At 35.3% G+C, this 22,161-nt stretch carries 18 protein-coding genes, 1 pseudogene and 1 riboswitch; of the genes and pseudogenes, 17 read left to right on the top strand and 2 right to left on the bottom strand.

Going from position 1 to position 22,161, the window contains the following annotated elements:
- The first annotated feature begins 51 nt into the window (after nucleotides 1-51).
- Together AMET_RS22085 and AMET_RS22080 are read left to right on the top strand one after the other, a co-directional pair.
- Entirely contained in the window at nucleotides 52-2,004 is a 1,953-nt protein-coding gene (locus AMET_RS22085; RefSeq protein ID WP_012065384.1) for a diguanylate cyclase, read from the top strand.
- On the top strand, nucleotides 1,997-2,629 hold the full coding sequence (locus AMET_RS22080) for a cyclase family protein (protein WP_012065383.1): 633 nt from the start codon (nucleotides 1,997-1,999) through the stop codon (nucleotides 2,627-2,629). The genes AMET_RS22085 and AMET_RS22080 overlap by 8 nt, the downstream gene beginning before the upstream one ends.
- Nucleotides 2,630-2,638: 9 nt before the next feature.
- Here AMET_RS22080 and AMET_RS22075 read toward each other — a convergent pair whose 3' ends face one another.
- Complete coding sequence (locus AMET_RS22075; protein ID WP_012065382.1) at nucleotides 2,639-3,637, bottom strand: DUF3231 family protein; 999 nt, start codon at nucleotides 3,635-3,637, stop codon at nucleotides 2,639-2,641.
- Between the two features lie 127 nt (nucleotides 3,638-3,764).
- Here AMET_RS22075 and AMET_RS22070 point away from each other — a divergent pair, with 127 nt between their 5' ends.
- From AMET_RS22070 to AMET_RS24630, 8 genes and pseudogenes are all read left to right on the top strand, one after another.
- Complete coding sequence (locus tag AMET_RS22070) at nucleotides 3,765-4,211, top strand: hypothetical protein (RefSeq protein ID WP_012065381.1); 447 nt, start codon at nucleotides 3,765-3,767, stop codon at nucleotides 4,209-4,211.
- Nucleotides 4,212-4,228: 17 nt separating this feature from the next.
- Entirely contained in the window at nucleotides 4,229-5,638 is a 1,410-nt protein-coding gene (gene trkA, locus AMET_RS22065; RefSeq protein WP_012065380.1) for a Trk system potassium transporter TrkA, read from the top strand.
- Nucleotides 5,589-7,031: a TrkH family potassium uptake protein gene (locus AMET_RS22060; protein WP_012065379.1), complete on the top strand. Its 1,443-nt coding sequence runs from the start codon at nucleotides 5,589-5,591 to the stop codon at nucleotides 7,029-7,031. The genes trkA and AMET_RS22060 overlap by 50 nt, the downstream gene beginning before the upstream one ends.
- A gap of 260 nt (nucleotides 7,032-7,291) precedes the next feature.
- Nucleotides 7,292-7,513: a stalk domain-containing protein gene (locus AMET_RS22055; protein ID WP_012065378.1), complete on the top strand. Its 222-nt coding sequence runs from the start codon at nucleotides 7,292-7,294 to the stop codon at nucleotides 7,511-7,513.
- A gap of 475 nt (nucleotides 7,514-7,988) precedes the next feature.
- Complete coding sequence (locus AMET_RS22050) at nucleotides 7,989-8,168, top strand: hypothetical protein (RefSeq protein ID WP_041721226.1); 180 nt, start codon at nucleotides 7,989-7,991, stop codon at nucleotides 8,166-8,168.
- Nucleotides 8,169-8,189: 21 nt separating this feature from the next.
- Nucleotides 8,190-8,783 (top strand): annotated as a pseudogene (locus AMET_RS26755) (amidohydrolase family protein).
- 91 nt (nucleotides 8,784-8,874) lie between these two features.
- Nucleotides 8,875-9,378: a hypothetical protein gene (locus tag AMET_RS22040; RefSeq protein ID WP_157047332.1), complete on the top strand. Its 504-nt coding sequence runs from the start codon at nucleotides 8,875-8,877 to the stop codon at nucleotides 9,376-9,378.
- 597 nt (nucleotides 9,379-9,975) lie between these two features.
- Nucleotides 9,976-11,859: a sensor histidine kinase gene (locus tag AMET_RS24630; RefSeq protein WP_012065376.1), complete on the top strand. Its 1,884-nt coding sequence runs from the start codon at nucleotides 9,976-9,978 to the stop codon at nucleotides 11,857-11,859.
- Between the two features lie 249 nt (nucleotides 11,860-12,108).
- Here the strand turns inward: AMET_RS24630 and AMET_RS22030 are convergent, their stop codons facing one another.
- Nucleotides 12,109-12,603: a CBO0543 family protein gene (locus AMET_RS22030; RefSeq protein ID WP_041721221.1), complete on the bottom strand. Its 495-nt coding sequence runs from the start codon at nucleotides 12,601-12,603 to the stop codon at nucleotides 12,109-12,111.
- 609 nt (nucleotides 12,604-13,212) lie between these two features.
- Between AMET_RS22030 and AMET_RS22025 the strand changes: the two genes are divergently transcribed.
- The 7 genes from AMET_RS22025 (at nucleotide 13,213) to AMET_RS21995 (ending at nucleotide 22,145) form a co-directional block, all read left to right on the top strand.
- Nucleotides 13,213-13,473: a hypothetical protein gene (locus AMET_RS22025; protein WP_157047331.1), complete on the top strand. Its 261-nt coding sequence runs from the start codon at nucleotides 13,213-13,215 to the stop codon at nucleotides 13,471-13,473.
- A gap of 213 nt (nucleotides 13,474-13,686) precedes the next feature.
- Entirely contained in the window at nucleotides 13,687-14,448 is a 762-nt protein-coding gene (locus AMET_RS22020) for a L,D-transpeptidase family protein (RefSeq protein ID WP_012065373.1), read from the top strand.
- A 261-nt stretch (nucleotides 14,449-14,709) separates the two neighbouring features.
- A complete protein-coding gene (locus tag AMET_RS24625) occupies nucleotides 14,710-17,082 on the top strand; it encodes a sensor histidine kinase (protein WP_012065372.1) in 2,373 nt (790 codons plus the stop codon).
- Between the two features lie 74 nt (nucleotides 17,083-17,156).
- The gene (locus AMET_RS22010) at nucleotides 17,157-18,407 is read left to right on the top strand and encodes an HlyC/CorC family transporter (protein WP_012065371.1); all 1,251 of its coding nucleotides are present in this window, start codon (nucleotides 17,157-17,159) and stop codon (nucleotides 18,405-18,407) included.
- A 147-nt stretch (nucleotides 18,408-18,554) separates the two neighbouring features.
- Nucleotides 18,555-20,396, top strand: a complete 1,842-nt coding sequence (asnB, locus tag AMET_RS22005) for an asparagine synthase (glutamine-hydrolyzing) (protein WP_012065370.1) — start codon at nucleotides 18,555-18,557, stop codon at nucleotides 20,394-20,396.
- Between the two features lie 42 nt (nucleotides 20,397-20,438).
- Nucleotides 20,439-20,502, top strand: a riboswitch (Fluoride riboswitch).
- A 120-nt stretch (nucleotides 20,503-20,622) separates the two neighbouring features.
- Nucleotides 20,623-21,810 (top strand): cation:proton antiporter, encoded by a 1,188-nt coding sequence (locus AMET_RS22000; protein ID WP_012065369.1) that lies wholly within the window; start codon nucleotides 20,623-20,625, stop codon nucleotides 21,808-21,810.
- Complete coding sequence (locus AMET_RS21995; protein ID WP_012065368.1) at nucleotides 21,807-22,145, top strand: nucleotide pyrophosphohydrolase; 339 nt, start codon at nucleotides 21,807-21,809, stop codon at nucleotides 22,143-22,145. The genes AMET_RS22000 and AMET_RS21995 overlap by 4 nt, the downstream gene beginning before the upstream one ends.
- Nucleotides 22,146-22,161: the final 16 nt, after the last annotated feature.

Here is a 22,161-nt window from a genome sequence, read left to right as displayed (position 1 = left end):
AAACCATTGGACAGATTTTCAAAGAAATTTCTATTGCAAAGGGGATATCATATGTATAAAAAGGTTCTGAAATTTATGATAATATACATTGCTGTTATATTCACTTTGAACGGGTGTGCTTATGGAAATCCGATTAATGAAGCACCGGAGGCTAAGGAAGGGATTCTAGACTTGACCAACTGGAAAGTCGAAGGAGACTTGATAGCTTTGGATGGACAGTGGGAGTTTTACTGGGAGCAGCTACTTGAACCACAGGATTTTAAAAACGCCAAGATAAAGGGTCTTCAACTGATGGATATCCCCAGGGCATGGAATGGATACGAAGTTAATGGTAAAACATTATCAGGAGATGGACATGCTACCTATAGACTAAGGATTAAAACAGAGAATCATAATGAATTATTAGGATTAAAAATACCGCGTATATTAACATCATATAAAATGTGGATTAATGAAGAACCCTTTGCCTTTGCTGGGCAGGTGGGTGGAGATAAAGACAATATGACACCACAATACTTGACACAAATTGCTTTGTTTGAACCCCAAGAGGACGAAATTGAAATCGTAATACAAGTGTCAAACTACAGGCATCGTAGTGGGGGAATTTTAGAGAGCTTATCCTTTGGTGATGCAAGGCAAGTTCTTCATCTCCGACACATGAATATAGCCTACGAACTCTTTCTATTTGGAAGCCTACTTATAATGGGGTTATATCATCTTGTCTTGTTTGCTTTTAGAAAAAAAGAACATTCTCCTCTTTATTTTGGTCTGTTTTGCATTTTTGTTGCAATAAGAACATTGCTAGTTGGAGAAATATTTTTCATCTATCTATTTCCTAATTTTAACTGGGAAATTGCCCATAAAGTACAAACACTAACATTTTATCTAGGTGTACCTATATTTGTTATGTTTCTTAAGTCTATTTATCCAAAAGAAGTAACTAATAAAATACTTAGAATAAACCAAGGTGTTGGACTTGCCTTTGGATTGTTAGTTTTATTAACGCCAGCTAAGGTTTTCACTCGATTCAACGCTTCATTTCAAATATTTACTTTAGCAAGCATTATGTATCTGATATATGTGTTAGTTAAAATAATATACAAGAAAGAAATAGGAGCAAGGTTTATTGGAGTGGGTGCTTTGATTTTACTCATTACAACCATTAATGATATTATATTTCTAAGTGTTTGGATGAGCGATTCTAACTATCATCTTGCTAAATGGGTTATTGGAAGTGGAAATTTATCTTCTTTTGGTCAATTAGTCTTTGTATTTACACATTCATTAGCATTAGCTAAACGATTTTCAAATGTATTAACAAAGGAAGAAGAAATAACTAACTATCAAAGAAAATTGAATGAAAGACTAGAAATAGCAATAACAGATCGAACAAGTGCATTGGAGAAGTCCAATCAAAAAATTCAACGGCAAAAATCCGAATTAGAAAAGGCCAATAAAGCATTGGAACTACTTTCTTCAAAAGATGCCCTAACTGATATATGGAATCGTAGACATTTTGATGAAGCATTGAAGCTGGAATGGAGGCGGGGGCTACGTCTGAAAACACCAGTTGCTTTGATTTTCATAGACATTGATTCTTTTAAGGCCTTTAATGATCAGTATGGACATCAGGAGGGAGATAGAGCCTTAAAAAACGTGGCCCAGGCATTAAAGCATTCGATTCATCGTTCAGGGGATTTCGTGGCCCGTTATGGAGGAGAAGAATTTGTCGTTATTCTACCGAACATTGAAGAAGATAAGGCCATGTATATGGCGGAATCTCTTCGGATAACCATCGAGGGGCTTGAAATTCTCCATGAAAAATCCCTCGTCAGTACGTTTCTTACAGTGAGCTTAGGTGTGACAACCATGATTCCCGCTACTAATTCTTCACCGGAAGAGTTAATATTAGCAGCAGATAAAGCTTTGTATTTAGCCAAGGATCGGGGGAAAAACCAGGCGCAATTCATCCAATATGATAGGAGTGAAAATAGTAATGATTAAATTGATCGATTTAAGTCATGATATTGAGCATCATATGCCTGTTCATCCATATGACGATCCTGTTAACCTATATCAAGATAAATTTTTAAATGTAGATGGATATAATAACTTTAAATTAGAAATGGGTATGCATTCAGGTACACATATTGACATACCCATGCATTTAACAAAAAGTGAAAAATTTATAAATGAAATCTCTTTAGATTCATTTACCGGCAGAGGCTGTCTGTTAGACGTTAGAGGCGAGCAGGTAATTAAATACAAAGAGAAGTATTCAAACATCGTAAATGAAAATGATATTGTCCTATTGTTCACAAATCATAGCGATCAATATGGAACAAATGAATATTTCACAAATCATCCAGTAATTGATGAAGAATTAGCAAACTTCTTTATTGAAAAGAAGATAAAAATACTAGGAATGGATTTGCCATCACCAGATGAACATCCATTTAGGATACACAAAATGCTCTTGAATCATAATATACTTATAATTGAAAACATAACAAATCTATCAAAACTAGTAGCTGTAAATCATTTTGAAGTCATGGCATTTCCTTTGAAAATTAAGGCTGAAGCTTCTATGACTAGGGTTGTAGCAAGGGTTTACATTAACCCCAAATAATGTTATATTTTACAGTTTTTTATGGTCTATTGCTTGAGGGGGTTGTTCCAACCACCGGTTTTTAAGCATAATATCCAAACCATCTTCAGAGTACTTTGCTGTATCTAACATAGAGCGGGTATAATGCAATTGCAAGTCAAATCTTAAAACAGTTGATAAAGCCATACCATCCTGTGCAATTGCTCCACCATTTAATAGGGTGACATGGTACACCATCAGTTTATCTGAAAAAGGTGAAACAATGGAGTCTGTTACAAATGAATTTGAGGTAGAAGGAATGGGAATATTTTCATCAAGAAGCAATGGAATTAGGGTTTTAACCTTCTTATTTGCAAGGTCGCTACCCCTGAATAAATATTCACTGACCTTCGTAGATTCAGCAACTTGAGCGAAACCTGTAATGAGTGCGCCTCCTATTATATTGAGTCGCAAGCTAGCAAAAATTGAAGTCATTTCTCTTGCTACTAAGTTTCTTTTCTGACCAAGCAACCCACCGGAAAAGAAATTTTGCTCCTCAACAAAACTGACATTTTTTGAAAACTCTACCTTTGGAGCTCTTATAAAAATGCCTTGAGATAATAACACATCAGAGACCTTATTGTAAAGCTCAACTGATTCGGATATACAATCTGAAAAAAAATTACGTACATCAGAGCGGGCTACATGGTTTAATATTAATGTATAAGCGCCCATTGCAACTTGTGATACATTAGTTAGATAAAACAAGTAAAAAGGATCATCGTATAGCCGAGGAGCATTTATGTTGACATCGTCTTTTGTGAAACCCTTAGGAATTGGAAGTCCTTCTTGGTTGAATATATCTGTTATTACTTGAATGTGGCCATTTGATACGTCAAGGGCATGTTGAAGTATTTGAAGAACTTCTTCATCTTCAGTTTTGTCTATAAAATAGCTAAGCGTACAGATCACCAGGCTGTCGTTTACATAAGAATCCCAAAGTCCTGCTACTTCTGATGCAACGAGACCTATCTTGGCTTTGTCTTGCATAATGTTATCCTCCTTGTCATATAGGTTTATTTTATCTTAGTATTTCACTTACTAAAACAACTATACAAAATAAGAGAGACATGTGATAGTATAAAATAAACCGTTATTCTATTTTAGGGGGATTGCCATGGGGTTTTTGATAGGAAGATCTTATTTGATCAGTGCAATAAGGAATTATTTAAATACTCATCCTGATACGCAAGAAATTCTGTTTCACGGCATTATGGACAAAGAAATTCTTTACTCTACGGTAGCTGTTACTTCTAATATTGAAAGAGACATTGCCTTTAAGGTTATTATTCCAAGGCTAAAGGATTTCAGGCTCATCAATTGGTTTCAAGAGTATAAGGAGATCCATAACCACTATGAAATAAGATCCAACCCTAAGTGCTATAGTCAATTTATTGTGATAGACAATATGTTTATTTTTGTGTCAGGAAATAGTAAAGACAACTTGCATACTTTTAACGAACAAGCTATAGGATTCACTGAAGAAGCAGATCAAGAAGCATGTGATCAATTGAAAGCTATATTTTTGAATAGCTGGAATGGTGGTTTCCGCTTAAAGTTATAATTGTAGAGAGGAATGAAATGATGAGGGTTATTATAATTGGGGCAGGTAAGTTAGGCTATAAATTAGCGGAATCCTTTGCTCAAGGAAATCGTGATGTAATTGTGATTGATATCGTACAGCAGGCTCTTGATCGCATCAATGATACGTTAGATGTATTAACAATCAAGGCCAATGGCGTACAATTGGATGCATTAAGACAATTAAACATTAAAAGTACTGATTTGATCCTCGCTGTCACAAGTAGCGATGAAACCAATATGCTAATTGGTTCCATAGGGAAAAAATTGGGATGTGAAAAAGCAGTAGCTCGCATTCGGAATCCTGAATATGAAAACCAGTTAGGATTTATAAAAAAAGAGATGGGAATAGATTATATTGTTAATCCAGAACTGTCAACAGCTAAGGAAATTGCAAAATACCTATTAAAGGGCCATGCCGTACACATGGAAGATTTTGCAATGGGGAAAGTAAGTATGGTGGATTTTCGTGTTGAAAGTTTAGAAGGTATTGCAGGTGAAAAAATTAAGGACTTAGAGATACCTGAATCAATGTTGATTGTAGCGATTTCAAGAAGTGGACAAGTCATTATTCCTTATGGAGACACAGAGATTCAATCATCGGATATTATATATGTTATGGGGAAAAAAGAAAGTATCAACAAGTTTTCTGCGGCCTGTGGTGCACCGATTAAAAGAAAGACAGTGAAAACGGTTTTAATCTTAGGCGGTGGAAAGGCTGGGTATCATCTTGCTAAAAAACTTTGCCAACATGGGGTGAGTGTAAAGCTTATCGAACGAAATAAGGAGCGATGTAAGTACCTTGCGGATGAGCTAACGGGAGTTTTAGTCATTCATGGAGATGGAACCGATGTCAACATTTTGACTGATGAAAACATTTCTGAAATGGATGCTTTAATTTCTGTCACTGGTTATGACGAAGAGAATTTATTATTGGCTCTTCTAGGTAAACAGCATGGCGTAGACAAGGTAATTGCAAAGGTAAGTAGACCCAATTATGTTCCCATTATTGAAAAACTAGGGATAGACCTAGCTGTAAACCCAGTATTGATCACAGCCAGTGAAATTTTGAGGTTTATTCAAGGGGGAAGGGTTGTATCTATTTCACTATTATTAGGTGGGAAAGCGGAAGTAATCGAAATTATTGCCGAAGGAGATTCAAAAATAGTAGGGAAACGATTGGCTGAACAGGACTTACCCAGAGGGATCATTATTGGATCTATTGTTCATAAGGGAAAGTTAATCATTCCTAATGGTGATTCCATCATTAATCCAGGAGATCGTGTTGTTGTCTTTTGCTTGCAATCAGAAGAGTCATCACTGTATAAGTTTTTTCACAAAGGTAAAGGGGGGTTACTTGATGAACTATGGGATAGTATTAAAGGTGCTAGGAAGTCTACTTCTATTTGAAGCTGGATTTTTGTTATTTCCTTTAGGTATTTCTATGTACTATAGAGAGTCAGATACCCTAGCATTTGTGTATTCAATCATCGCTTTGTTGGGAGTGGGAGTGCCTATGGTGAAGTTCTCTCATTCGTCTAGAAGAATTAAAGCCAAAGAAGCCTTAACCATTGTAGTTGGTGGTTGGGTTTTGGTTTCTTTTTTTGGGTCTTTACCCTTTGTTTTATCCGGGAGCATCCCTTCATTCATTGATGCCTTTTTCGAAACGGTGTCTGGATTGACCACCACAGGTGCCACAATTATTGATGACATTGAAGTATTACCTAGAGGGATATTGTTTTGGAGATCTCTTACTCATTGGTTGGGGGGGATGGGTATTCTGGTGTTAACACTGGCGATCCTTCCCGTTATTGGCGTAGGTGGGTTCCAGATTTTTAAAGCAGAAAGTCCAGGGCCTGTATCGGATAAATTAGTTCCTAAAATGAAGGATACGGCAAAGATACTTTATACGGTGTATCTAGGAATCACAATACTACAAACTGTTTTGCTTTATGTTGGGGGAATGTCTTTATATGAAGCTTTGGTACATACATTTGGGACCCTTGGAACCGGAGGGTTTTCTACACGAAACAGTAGTATTGGCGCTTTCAATTCATATATTCAGATAATCATCGCTATTTTCATGATTGCCTCAGGAATCAATTTCTCTCTATACTATGATTTATATAAAGGGCGCTGGAAAGAAGTCGTGAAAAACTCGGAGTTAAAGTTGTATCTTTCTATTATAGTAGTAGCTATTATTTTAATTACGATTAATTTAAATGGGAGAATATATACTTCTTTAAATGAAACTTTTAGATATGCTTTATTTCAAGTCAGCTCTATTATTACAACGACTGGTTATGGGACGGCCGACTTTGATCAATGGCCTACTTTTAGTAAAGGAATTTTATTTATGCTTATGTTTGTTGGTGGGTGTGCAGGATCAACAGGAGGATCAATTAAGGTTATTCGTCTATTGGTTTTATTCAAACTAGTTCGAAGAGAGATATCAAAGATTTTGCATCCCAGAGCATTTATTCCTGTGAAGATAAATAACAAGTCAATTTCCCCAGATGTGACTGCAAGTGTGGCAAGCTTCTTCTTTTTATATATGCTTATATTTGTAGCAGGGACACTGCTCATTTCATTAGAAGGAATAGGGTTAATTAGTGCGGCCAGTTCTGTGGCGGCAACTCTCGGAAATATTGGACCGGGGTTTGAATTAGTTGGACCTGCACAAACCTATAGTCAGTTTAGTGTACCAAGCAAACTACTTTTTTCATTATTGATGCTATTTGGCAGGCTAGAACTTTTTACGGTTTTCATTCTTTTAATGCCGACTTTTTGGAGAGATAGATAGTGTGTTATTATTTCAGAGGTAACCCTATAATGAATAAGAGTATACAGGATTAAAGTGGTATTTATATTAATCATAAGTGAATAGAGCTATCTGTCGATAGAAGCTAAAAAGATGACTAGTTCATCTTTTTTTATTATTACAAAACATGGGTAGGGGTCAACTGATGTGTACTTTGTTACTATTGTGTAATGTAAAATTATTCCATAATATGATATGATGGTTTCACATGAGGTGATTTCAGGATATATTATTAAGTAGCAGTGTTCATCATCTTTTTCGGGTTCAATAAATGGAAAGCGCCAAGTAATGTGCCCTTAAGATTTATTGCAGAGACCTTAGGAATAAAGGGAGAATGGGACCAAGAAACTGAAACGATTGAGCTAATTGAGGATATGAAGGTTTTGATAAATGAATATCAAGAAGAGATTGAAGAAATGATATCTGAGTTACAGAATACAGACGATAAAGACGAAGATGCATAAAATTTAAAAATGTAGCTTAATGCCTTTGTAAAAGCATCCCACGGACAATTAGAACTTGTGGGGTGCTTTTTATATCTTGGTTCCCCATGGGGTTGAAAATGTTTAGTATACGGAAGGACTTATTCAATGAGCTGTGCCTGTAGAATTTAACTATCAATAAAGATGAGCAATTTATTTTTTTCTTGTTTTAGAAAGTATATAGGCACTAACCTATTGACTAGTTCATCTTTTTCATTATCCAAATTTAAGTAATGATTTAATACATAGCACAAATAAGAAAGAATTATTTAAATATAATGATGACATAGACTGTATATATGTGTAATATTATGCCAATAGATGGTATGATGTTAGCGTGGAAAGAAACTTATAGTATTAATTAACTATCTATTCTGAGATCTATTCAGGGACAATTACCAAAGGTATGCGTAATAAAAATAGTTGAAATCATTTAAATTGCACTGGAGGGAGTTAATTGAAAATGGATTGTCACTTACATCTTCCCACTTTTGAAGGACTATGTTCCCTTGAAGAAAAGAAATGTGCTTTAATGAAAGAATTAAAAAAGAATAAAGTTGATTATGCTATTGTGATCCCAGACCACATTAAAGGTTCTAGCATAGGTGATTTAGATGAATGTATTGAATTATTTTAGAATCAACCTAATATATTCTTGATGGGTACGTTGAATATATTAAAGGGCGACCAATTTATTCACGATAAATTAGATATGCTATTCAAAGAAAAAGTAATTAAGGCGATTAAAATATTCCCAGGACATGATCCCCATTATCCAAACGATTTGAGATTGAAAAAAGCATTTGAGTTATGTATTAAACACAACGCTCCCCTTGTCATACATACGGGATGGAACAGCGGAGATCCTGATGTTGCAAACTACAATGATCCAAAGTATATTGTAGAGGTAGCAAATCAATACAAGGATTTAAAAATTATTATCGCACACTACTTTTGGCCAAGGGTAGAATATTGCTATGACATTACGAAGGGATATGAAAATATTTATTTTGATACATCTGGTCTTGCGGATGAAGAGGTTGAGGCGGAGACTGGAAAATAAAAAATAAAATATATTTTAGAAAAAACAATCAAAGACAATCCGAAAAAGGTTTTATTTGGAACTGATTATGGCATGTGTGATATTGGGAAACATATAGAATTGATTAACAGTCTAAATATTGATGATGCGTGTAAAGAGGATATATTCTATAAAAATGCAGTAGAACTATTTAATCTGTACTTGACGTAAAATGTGCAGGTAGTTTTACTATAATGGAAATAAAAGCAGTGGTATAACCAATAAAAATATAAGCTGGAAGAGGTTGAGCAAAGAAATGAATATGAAAAATAACAAACTATTAATGATAATATGTTCTATTTTATTAATTACCTGTATCGCATCGCTGAATAATAACAAGAATTTAAACAATCAATTGAGTCAAGAAAGGGCAGATTTGCTAACATCTGTATTTAGGTTGGAAGGTGAAAGTAATAATTGGAAAATCAGCGATGGAGTTTTGGTTAATACATCTAACCATGTGCACCTCCGTATAGAATCAATTGACTATATGGGACAGGAAGATTATGTGTCAGAGAATATATCTATTACTATAAGCTTTAAAGATAAAAATACAGGTGAAGAAGAGAAAAATGTAACAGGATATACCTATAACTCTGAAGAACTAAAGAACTTTCAGGGAGGAAGAGCAGGTGTTACATATCACCGAGAAATGATGGAATACATTAACCATAATATTGTGATTGAATTGAAATATGATGATGAGAATGGTAATCCATTATTAGAAGAAATTGGAGTAATACCAGTGTGGAGTTTTGAGGGCTAATACAATATATGATATTTGTTTCGTCTTCTTTTTTTAAGGCGGTGCGACAAGAAGTCGCTAGATAGTAGTGTTTCAAAGGAAACTGTGTTAGTTGCTAAACGCATCCCCGCTCGAAACTGCATTTTGAGTAATCGAATTGTAGGTTGCATGAGAGTTAACTACCTAATGTATTTGCTTTGCGCAGGAGAAATACAGGGTTAGGGGAAGGATAGGAAAGATTGTATCGCCTTCCAATCGTGCAGTAACTCCCTACCCTTAAAATTAAAAGACTTAAGGAAGAATTTATATAAATAACAATAGAATAACGCTATCTGCCGATAGAAACCAAAAAGATGACTAGTTCATCTTTTTTATTATTGGAAAAAGCATATGGGTTAACCTATGTGCTTTATCTAATCATAGTTGTCGAGGTATGTCGAGAGATTTTTAAAGGAGTAGGTAGAAATCAGTCGAATGATATAATTATATGAATTTCCATAAAATTCAAAAATCAGTTAGAAAATCTCATTATTTGAGAGAATATAATGAGATTAAGCGGGTGACTTTTCCATTGAGGATAAATCATTTAGTGGAATCAATCTCAAGGAGGAGTATAGAATGAGTTTAAGGAATATAAGAATAAGAATTTTGGCCCTCATCCTTTTAATATTGATTCCTATATCCTTAATAAAAATTCATGGAATACAAGAACGCTACAATTTAAGTATGGAATCTGAATTAAATTCCAGTGAAGAGTCTGCAAGTGTAATTGCCAGTACCTTTAGCTGTTATATCAGAGGGATTGGTAGAACTCAAAATGTAGTAGGAACAACTATACTTTCTAACAGTAGTTGGAATCAAGAAGATATTGAAGATTATTTAGAAAAATTACGTCCAAAGGACTCTAGGATTACTGGCTATGCATGGTTATCTCCAAAGGGGGAGGTGTTGGCAAGTACAGGGGCTATATCACAGAACAGCGATTATGTACATGAAGAGTATATTCAAGAGATTATCTATGGTAGTGAAATGGTAGTTTCAAATTTAAAGGAAAATGATGACAGACCAGTTATATCTATAGCACAATCAATCAGGGCGAATAATGAACTGAAAGGCATTATGATCGCTTATTTAGATGTGGAAAAAATCGAATCTTTCTTTACAACTGAGCGGCGTGCTACCACAAGCTCCTATGGTATTGTTGATAAAAATGGGTATATTGTTTTTCGAAAGGGTAGTCCAGAAATTTCTTTTGAAAATAGAAAAATATCTGAAGATTCACCTGCATGGAGAGCTTTAGATGGTGAAATTGTAAGAACGGAGGCGTTTAAATCAAATATTGACAATGACCTGCGAACGGGAGTGGATTATCCTATCGAATCTATGGGATGGGCAAACTTTGTGACTATGTCTACTGATGAATTGTTAGCTATGAAAAATAAAAGTGTGCAGGATGAGTTACTGATGTTTTTTGGTGTGTTCTTCCTTTTATTAATACTGGTTATAAGACTCAGTTATGGATTAGTTTCTTCTATGAATAAACTAGTACAAACTTCTAAGGACATAATGCAGGGCAATCTCAATGCGAAAACGAATTTTACTAGTGAGAACCCGCTGGCAATAGTAGGACAAACTTTTGACCAAATGACAGAGGAACTGAACCAAAGGATAAAAGAGATAGAAGAGTACAATGAATTAAAAGACCAATTTCTTTCAACTGTATCCCATGAGTTAAAAACGCCACTAAATATTATTTTAGGCTCGAATCAATTGATGGAACAGCTTGACCATAACAACATGGAATCCTGGAATGTGAATATAAAAAAATATCTAAAGATGCAAAAACAAAACTGCTACCGTTTGCTTAGACTTATAAATAACCTTATTGATGTGACTAAAGCAGAAAACCATCATTTACGAGCACATCCTATTAACAGAGATATTACAAAAACTGTAGAGGACATCACTATGTCCATAGTAGGCTATGCTGACTTAAAAAACATTAATGTTGTATTTGATACAGAGGTAGAAGAAAAAATAATGTCTTTTGATGAAGACCTGATAGAAAGAATTATGCTTAATATTTTATCCAATGCCATTAAGTTTACAGGGGAAGGTGGAGAAATTCAGGTAACGATTTACGATAGAAAAGAAATCATTGCTATATCTATCAAAGATAATGGTATTGGAATTCCAGAAGATAAAACAGAAATCATTTTCGACCGATTCGCACAAGTGGATAGCACTTTAAGTAGAGAATTTGAAGGTTCAGGTATTGGTCTTGCATTAGTTAAATATTTAGTTGAGTTACATGATGGAAAGATTTCTGTTGTAAGTAAATTTGGTGAGGGAAGTGAATTTATTATAGAGCTTCCTGTTAAGCTCACAGATAATGAATATATTGTCTCCAATGGAAACGATTTTTTAAATGTTGAAAGAATTAAAATAGAGTTTTCTGATATCTATGTGAACTCAAGTATGCTACAAGATAATACATCATAGAATTTAATGGTATTTGAAAGTGAAAAGCCCTATATTAAAAGCTTAATTGTATTCACATAATTAAGCCTTTATGAGAGGAAAGCAAAAAACAATTATAGAAAAGTATTTTAAGAAGGGGACATGTACACCTCTATTGTGATTATATTAAAATACTCATCATGAAAGAGGTGTAGTGGAAAGAAAAATCAATAAGCAGAGAAATGGAAAATATTAAGACAGTATAAAAAATCCATGTCTAATTATAAGTCCCTATTTTTCTAAGTCTGCTACTTTTTCTTTAGGTTTTAATCTAAAAAACCAAACATAATACTTTCTTGAAGCATAAAAAGTTAAGAAAAGAGTAATCCATGTTAGATACCAAGCCCAATGAATGTATCCTATTACATTTGTATACTTTTCTAAAAATATTTCGAGAGTTGTTATTGCTGTGCAGAAATAAAGGTAGTACATGAATTGCCTTGTGTGGCTTTTCCTTTCTGGATAATACAAGACAAAAACAACGCACAATGCAGGAAAAATAAAGAATTCAAAGGTGAAGCTAGCTTTATTTGCATAGCTAAATAACCTAACGGGATATTCTATAAGTTTATATTGTGCAACTATAAGACCCAATAACCAAGATAGTAATTGCTTGAAAAGGAAAATGACTTGTGCCTCTCTGATTTTATTTTTTGGCACAAGTAAAACAAGCATATTTATTGTTATAAACCATGCAACTATTAATATAATTACTTCTTTACTCATAGTCGATGTATTTCCTCCTTGTAACATTTTTGCTAATATCTTTAATGCGTATAAGTAAAGTTAACTGGAAAAAGTACCAACATTATAATTATCACCATTATTGATATAACATATGTAAGTAAAGGTTTTCTATGGTGTAATACGAACATAGGAAACATCATAGAAAGCCAAGCCAGTGACCACCAGATAGTCCATCCATAGTCATGTAATAAAACAAAAAAGCTTTATTATAATATTCACCCTTCTAGTACATAAAATGCATAAAATCTTATTCAATGAAAAGTGAAATAAGATGGATAGAAGTAGCCAATAATAGAAGTACATAATAAAACACCAAGCAACAATTTCCAAGGAAATAAAATCAGATTAAGTAGAAAAATATAGAAATATGTTGCGAAATTAGAGTGGGTTACATGCCAACAAGAACACCCTTGGGGGTAACTCCCTACCCCTTGAAACTAATAGACTTTGGAAAGAATTTTATAAATCATTTAATTACCGGGGAAGAGTGGGTAAACAATTCAACAAAGGAAAATAAGGCGATCCATAGAGAATGCTTCTATTTAAACCATCAGGAGTGGAGTTTCTTTCAAAGGGATGGTGGTTATTATGGGTATATGTGGTTGGGGTATGATCGGACTGATGGGAATTATGATTTTTTCGCCCATGGAAAGTACGGTCAAGTCTAAAGAAACATATCCTCTTATTATTTTTAGAGATATCACATATTTTCCGTTAACATGGAGATTTGCAGTAGATGAATTTAGATGGGATTATAGTTTTAGTGGTGAATCTGGGTTAAAGATTGAATCATTTACTCCATCTCCTAAAAATCATGTTTATCCAATTATCACAGAGAAACTATTATAGTAGAATAAGGATATATTAGTTCGCAATTTTTATAAAATACGAAGAGTTTAAATTAAGGCTAAAGTCACATCATCCATTCTAAGTGTGACATATAAAAACTTTTTATATTAAGTAAAAGTCGTTGCTAATAAAGTGCATGTACTTGATTAATTGATTAGAATCAGGGAATGAGGGATTTGTCCCTCTGCATATAATGAATATGTGGGGGAGGAGATGGAATTGGTTAGAAGATTATTATTATTTTTTGCAATTATATTAATCGGTACGGCAGGTGTGTTATACATAAAAAATGGTTCCTTATTTGGAGGTATACCAACACCTGGTGGAGATGTGAGAGGATATAATGAGTACATTTTATGGGAACATCAAATGCTAGAAGAGAATCCAAACTATGAGAATGTAAAGATTCTAGTGGATATTTCCGTTAAAAAATTATATTTATTAAATGGCAACGAATTACTAAAGACCTATACAATTGCTAGTGGGAAACCAAGTACTCCATCTCCACTGGGATCATGGGAGGTAATACAGAAGGCACGCTGGGGTGGTGCTTTTGGCACCCGATGGATGGGGATAAATGTACCCTGGGGTAAATACGGAATACACGGCACAGACAAACCTAACTCAATCGGATACAACGCATCAGCTGGTTGCATTCGGATGAACAATAGGGATGTTGAGGATTTATATCAATACGTTAAAAATGGAACACCGGTGGTAATCGAAAATGGTGTTTTTGGCCCTTTTGGATATGGGCTTCAAACAATCAAGCCCGGGGACTTTGGAGCAGATGTAATGGAAATACAATCAAGGCTACGGGCTTTAGGCTACTTAAATACAGATTATTTAGATGGCAAATATGGTCCTATGATGGAACGGGCCTTATATGAGTTTCAAAAGGATCATAACCTTCCTGAAAGTGCTGTTATTGAATGGCAAACCTTTCAAGCTCTAGGGGTTATTTTAATGGAGTAAAACCAGAAATATAGAATACGTAAATCAAAAAAGTAAATTGATGCAATAAATCCAATCTCCCTTTGAAGCTGTCGAAGGGAGATTGATTATGTCGAAAAACCGATAAAAACAGAGGAAACAAGAGCAAATCATAAAAAATAAAGGCGTAATTAAGTTTAATGCAGGATAATGAAAAATAATAAAGAATATAAGAAATGGTAATAAACATAATCATCAAAAATTAGAGCGGCGTTTAATTATAATAGGAGGAGGGGTATTGAAATGCAAGGGCTTCAAAGGGAAAAGTATGTAGGTTTTTTAAAAAGAAGTTATAAGGGAGTATCTATAAAAGATATAATTATTATTATGTCTTTAATCATATTGATGGGAGTCGACATTGGGAATTCAGGTGGGGCAGTAAATTCACTCAAGATATTTTTAATCGTTCTTACTCTTGGGTATTCATTCGCCAAAATAGAACTACATTCACCTTATATTAGTATAATTATTGCAGTAGCTCATATTGTGTATTCCTATGTGGCTTATTTTATCAGAGGATATCGTAATATAGACGTAATGATGATGGTGATGATTCAAGTGATCTCATTTACCATTGCAATTAATAGAGGAAGCACTCGGGGACAACTCAAAAAACAAATAAAACAGTTAGAAGAAAGACAGAGAAACTTAGAACATGCAGAGGCAACATCCAATGTTATTGTGGTTTATACTGATCTAGAAGGAACGTTCACAAAGGTTCCTCCTGGATTTTGTAAGATAATGGGATATACAGAGGCGGAACTACTAAATAAAAACTACAAAGAAATTACTCATGGTGAAGATTTACAGATATCAGTAGAGAATACAGACTCTTTAATTCGAGGCGAAAAAACTGCCATTAAAATGGATAAGAGATATATTAGGAAAGATGGACAGATTATATGGGTTGATTTAAATGAATCTGTGGCTAGAGACCATTATGGAAATCCCTGTTATTTATTAGCATATATTCGTGATATAACGGAGGAAAAACGTATGAAGAATGCCTTAGAAGAGAGTGAAATGAAGTTGAGGCGAATTACTGACAATATATCCGATATGATAGTTGAAACTACAATGGATGGAATAATCAGGTATGCAAGCCCTTCCAATAAGGTGAGTACGGGATATGAAGTAGAGGAGATGATAGGGGAGTCCATATTAGAAAAAATGCATCCTGATGATATTGATAAGGTAAAGATCACAATGGAAAAACTAAAGGAAGACCTAACATGGAGTAAAGTGGAGGTTCGGTGTCAACATCGTCAGGGGCATTATGCATGGATAGAGATTATGGGGAATGTGTTAATCGGAGACAATGATGGGGCAAGTGGTCTTATTTTTTGTGCTCGAGATATTAGTGAGCGTAAAAAAGTTGAGATGGACCTTTATGAAAGTGAAGAGCGTTATCGAAGCCTATTCGAAAACTCTCCTGATGCCATTAGTGTGTATAATGATGAAAAGTTTATACTGGCTAATAGGGCTGCTGCAAAACTAGTGGGGTTGAAGGATCCAAAACAATTAATTGGAAGGAGCGTTATGGATTTTATCCACTCAAGTTCTTATGAAAAGAAATTAGAAGCAACTGAAGAAATAAAGATAGGAAAAGTAGAACCAGGCTACTTTACAGAAGAGAAGATTGTAGATATATATGGAAGGGTGATAGATGTAGAAGTAGGTTGTAGTCTACTTTCATATAACGGTAGAATGGCTGTTCAAGTAGTAAGTCGTGATATTAGCGATAGAAAACGAGCTGAGATACTAGAGAAGCATATGGCACAAAAACAACAGCTAATCCATGAGATGCAGGAGTGTGATCGTTTGAAAACAGAGTTTTTCTCTAATATTTCACATGAGCTTAGAACACCTCTGAATGTTATTTTAGGATCGCTGCAGTTAATGAATTTATACACAAATAAAGAAGCATCTATGACATATCCCAATAATCTTAGTAAGCATGTAGGCATCATGAGGCAAAATAGCTATCGTCTTTTAAGGCTGGTTAATAATTTAATTGATATGACTAAAATTGATTCAGGGTTCTGTGAAATGCAGCTACAGAATCATAATATTGTAAGCATTGTAGAGGAGATCACGCTGTCTGTGGCAGCATTTATTGAAAATCGTCAAATAACCTTACTATTCGATACAGAGGTAGAGGAACGAATGATTGCCTGTGATCCGGATAAAATAGAAAGAATTATATTAAACCTTCTTTCAAATTCTGTGAAGTTCACAAATTATGGCGGGCAAATTACTGTTTATATTGAGGAAATAGAAGGAAATGTTGTTATTTCAATTAAAGATACGGGTATAGGTATCGAAACAGAGAAACTAGATATGATTTTCCAACGCTTTAGACAGGCAGACGATCTTTTAACCCGAAGAAATGAAGGGAGTGGTATTGGATTGTCCCTGGCGAAATCCCTTATAGAGCTACAAGGTGGAACTATCAGTGTAACAAGTGAGTATGGGAGAGGTAGCGAATTTACAGTGACTTTTCCAATTAGAGTAGTAGAAACAATGAAGGGTGAAGTGCAAGAGATAAATAATAAGCAAAAATCCTATATAGAACAAATTAGTATTGAATTTTCTGATATTTATGCATTGAATTAAACCAGTATCAATAGTCATAAAGTATATAATTTTAAGGAATAATGATAATATCACCAAATGATTAAGGAGATGATATGGTGCCTAATGTAATTGGACAATTATTCATTTTAGCAATACTCCTTACTCTGTCTGCATTCTTTTCAGCATCAGAAACATCACTAATGGCTCTTAGTAAGATTCGGATTCGTAATATGGTGGAAAAAAAGGTGGAGGGTGCAGACATTATTAATAGCTTGATTAAAAATCCTGGCCAACTATTAAGTAGTATTTTAGTCGGAAATAATATTGTTAATATTGGGGCTTCAGCATTGGCCACTTCTATTGCCTTTCAAGTAGAAGCATTTCGATATAATCCAGTGGGAATTGCTACGGTGATTATGACAATTTTAGTGCTTATTTTTGCAGAAATTACGCCGAAGTCCATCGCAGCCCAACACTCAGAAAAATTGGCTTTAAAGGTAGCGAAGCCCATTCGATGGGTCGTTGTAGTACTAAATCCCATTGTCATTATATTAAATCGTATCACAAGCATTTTAATCCGGATGCTGGGTGGGAAGAAAGCATATGATAAGCCATTTATTACGGAGGAAGAGCTAAGGACAATGGTGAATGTCAGCCACGAGGAAGGTGTATTAGAGGTAGAAGAAAAGCAAATGATTCAGAATGTATTTGAATTTGGAGATTTACAGATCAAAGATGTCATGGTTCAGCGAACAGATGTTATTGCCATAGATGTGCAGGATACCTATGAGGAAATGATCCATCTAATGAAGGAAGAGCAATTCTCAAGATATCCTGTATATGATCAGCATCTAGATGACATTGTAGGTATATTGAATGTTCGAGATTTATTTCTAGTAGAAGGACTCAGGGAAGACTTTGATGTTAGACGTTATATGAGAAAGCCTCATTATACATTTGAATTTAAAAAAATCAGTGAATTATTTAAGGAAATGAAAAATAGTCGTGTTCATATGGATATTGTATTGGATGAATATGGTGGGACAGCAGGTATTGTGACTATGGAGGATTTAATAGAAGAAATAGTAGGGGAAATTGAAGATGAATATGATGAAATTTACGAAGAAATTCAAGTGATTAAGGAAGATGAGTTTGTTGTAGATGGCAGTGCTAAGATTACCTTAGTGAATGAGATGCTTGGAATCCACATTGAATCAGAAGACTTTGATTCCATTGGTGGATTTATTATTGGTGAACTAAGGCGTTTTCCAAAACAAGGGGAAGTTATTACAAAAAATAATGTGAAATTTGTGGTGGAAGAGATCTATAAAAATAGAATACAAAAAATCAGAGTATTTACGTAAAGTAAGTATGATTCCAATTCCGATAAAATGACAGTGAATTGTATGGAATACACAAATTATTGTCGGTTAAACTAGTATCCCTTTTACATTTAACTGCATAAGTTAAATGTATGGGAAATCACAAATTTAATCGGGGAGATGAGTTACATGTGCGGGATTGCTGGTTGGATTGACTATCAAAGAGATTTAAGAGATGAAAATCCGATTATTGAAAGAATGACAGCTAGTTTGGGTCATCGGGGACCAGATACCAAAAGCAGCTACATTTCTAAGCACGGTTTATTGGGACATAGACGGTTAATTGTTGTGGATCCGTCTGGTGGGGCTCAACCTATGACAAAGCGGCTAGGTGAAAAGACATACACCATGGTTTATAATGGGGAGCTCTACAATACTGAAGACTTACGAAAAGAATTAAAGGATAAAGGTCATACCTTCAATTCCTACTCTGATACAGAGGTATTACTAGTAGCCTATATGGAATGGGGAGAGAACTGTGTCCAGCATTTGAATGGTATTTACGCTTTTGGGATCTGGAATGAAGTAGAAAAAACCGTGTTCTTAGCTCGAGATCGTTTGGGTGTAAAGCCCTTATTCTATAACTTGAAAAATGGTGGACTCTTCTTTGCATCGGAAATTAAAGCTTTATTGGCACACCCAGAAATTGATCCCGTTGTGACAACGGAAGGGTTATGTGAGGTGTTTGGTTTAGGACCAGCACGGTCACCGGGTAATGGGGTTTTTAAAGACATCAATGAGATAAAGCCTGGATATTGTTTAACCTATACACCACAAGGGGTTAAAATTAAGTCCTACTGGCAGCTTGAAAGCAAACCCCATGAGGATAGTTTAGGGGATACCATTGAAAATGTAAGAGGCTTATTAATAGACGCAATCGAAAGGCAGTTGGTTTCTGATGTACCTATCTGCACATTTCTATCAGGTGGATTGGATTCCAGTGCAATTGCTTCTGTGACGGCAAATGCTTTTAAAAGAGATGGTAGAGGACAATTACACACCTACTCCATTGACTATGTAGATAATGATCAATATTTTAAACCCAGTGAATTTCAACCTAATGCAGATAGTGAATGGATTGGACGGATGGTCAGCCATATAGACTCCAAGCACCATGATATTATTATTGATACGCCACAATTAACGGAAGCATTGGAAGCCGCTGTATTATCGACGGATCTTCCTGGAATGGCAGACGTGGACTCTTCTCTTTACTTGTTTTGCAAAAATGTAAAACAAAATGACACAGTAGCCCTATCGGGAGAATGTGCCGATGAAATATTTGGAGGATATCCGTGGTTTAGACGGAGGGAAGACATTGAAGCCAATACGTTTCCTTGGTCTAAGGCAACAACGGAAAGACGGAATATTTTATCGGGAGATCTGAGGAAATTGCCATTAGAAGAGTATGTGGCAACAAAATATGAAGAAACACTAAGAGAGGTTCCAAGGATGAAGGGGGAATCATTAGAAACCCATCGCATGCGTGAAATTTTTTATCTTAACATGAAATGGTTTATGATTACCTTGCTAAATAGAAAGGACCGTATGAGTATGGCCAATGGATTAGAAGTGAGGGTTCCCTTTGCAGACCATCGTATTGTAGAGTATGCCTGGAACATTCCATGGGAAATGAAATATTTAGGGCAGAGGGAGAAGGGTTTATTAAGGAGTGCACTGAAGGACATTCTACCAGAGGATGTGAGGACAAGGAAAAAGAGTCCTTATCCCAAGACCCATAATCCGGCCTACTTAAAGGCAGTACAGCAATGGATGGGAGAAATAATGCAGGATCCATCTTCACCAATTTTACAGGTGATTAATCAAGAGAAGGTCAAGGAAATTGTTGAAACAGGTGGGAAATCCTTTGGAAAACCATGGTTTGGTCAATTGATGACAGGGCCTCAGCTGATTGCATACCTAATCCAAGTGAATCTATGGATGAAGCATTATAATGTATCAATTGAATAAGTCCACTTGTGAAACAATGATTTTCATAGTATAATGGAAAAAATGCTCATAGGCGATGGAGTTCGCCATTAACCACTGGATAACAGTTAATGACTCCTGCGAAACAAGGTGAACCCTTGTTTTGCAGGGGTTTTTTGTTTCCTATCTGGGGGATTTAAGCTGAATGAGAAAATAGAATCAAAAGAAATAGAGGGGCAATAATATTAAAAGAGAAGGCGGTGTAGATATGGCTTTTAGTTTAGCAATGATTATGGTACTAGGATTAGTGTTTAGTAAACTGTTTACAAAGGTAAAGCTTCCAGGACTTTTGGGCATGCTAGTATTAGGGATTCTATTGGGACCCTATGGGATGGATTGGCTTCATGAGGATTTGCTTACTATTTCAGGAGATCTGAGGAAAATTGCATTGATTATTATTTTATTACGGGCAGGATTAGGGATTAAAAGGAAAACCATTACTAAAATCGGGATTACTGCCATTAAATTTAGCTTTATTCCTGTACTGTTTGAAGGGTTTGCCATTATGTTTTTAGGGAGCTACATATTAAATATTTCGTTGATAGAAGCAGGGATATTAGGCTTTATTATTGCCGCTGTATCCCCGGCGGTCATCGTACCTCAAATGTTAGATTTTATTGACCAAGGAAAGGGCCAAGAGAAGGGAATACCAACTTTGATTTTAGCCGGAGCATCTATTGATGACGTGGTAGCCATTACAATTTTTTCTGCCTTCTTAGGCATGTATGGTGGTGCCAATATTAACATAACAACACAGATATTAAGTATTCCCATTTCAATCATACTGGGAATATTAATGGGATTGGTTGTGGCACTGGGGTTAATCTATTTATTTAGTCATTATCATCTTAGGGATACAAAAAAAGTGTTAATCATGCTAGGGGCAGCCATTACACTGACAACATTAGAGAATGCATTAGAGGGAGTCGTTCCAATGGCGGGGTTGTTAGGTGTCATGGCCATTGGATTTATCATATTAGAAAAAACACCCTCGGTGGCCCAACGATTATCTAGTAAGCTCAATAAAATATGGGTACTGGCAGAATTAGTGTTATTTGTATTGGTAGGGGCTGCGGTAAATATCTATGTAGCCTTGGATGCTGGTTTTGTAGGTGTAATCATTATTTCCGTAGGTTTATTGGCTAGGAGTCTAGGGGTCTATGCTTCTTTGATAGGAACAAATTTTAATTTAAAAGAAAAATTATTCTGCATCATAGCCTATATTCCCAAGGCCACTGTTCAGGCGGCTATTGGTGCTGTGCCATTGGCGGCAGGGGTAGAGCATGGGGAATTGATTTTAGCTTTAGCGGTGCTATCAATTATTTTGACTGCACCCCTAGGAGCAATCGGCATTAAAATTGCGGGAGAACGATTTTTAGATGAGGAGGGAACATGATGGATAGGGATTTGACAATTAAAGAGATGCAGGAAAAGGTGGATAAATACATTTCACAATTTGAAGAAGGATATTTCAGCCCATTGGCACTGATGGCCAGGCTAACGGAGGAGACTGGGGAACTGGCGAGAGAGGTAAATCACTATTATGGAGAAAAACCAAAGCGAAAGGATGAACCTGAAAACAGTATTGACATGGAGCTAGCGGACTGCATGTTTATACTGGCATGCTTCGCTAACTCTTTAAACATAGACCTTGAGGATGCCTTTGATCGGATGATGGATAAATTTAATACCCGAGATGCAAACCGATGGACTAGAAAAAAAGAAGCATAATTGTGATTTGAATCAA

This window comes from Alkaliphilus metalliredigens QYMF, assembly GCF_000016985.1.
GTDB lineage: Bacteria > Bacillota > Clostridia > Peptostreptococcales > Natronincolaceae > Alkaliphilus_A > Alkaliphilus_A metalliredigens.
Note: the sequence above shows the minus strand (reverse complement) of the source record. Positions and strands in the feature narration are given on the sequence as shown.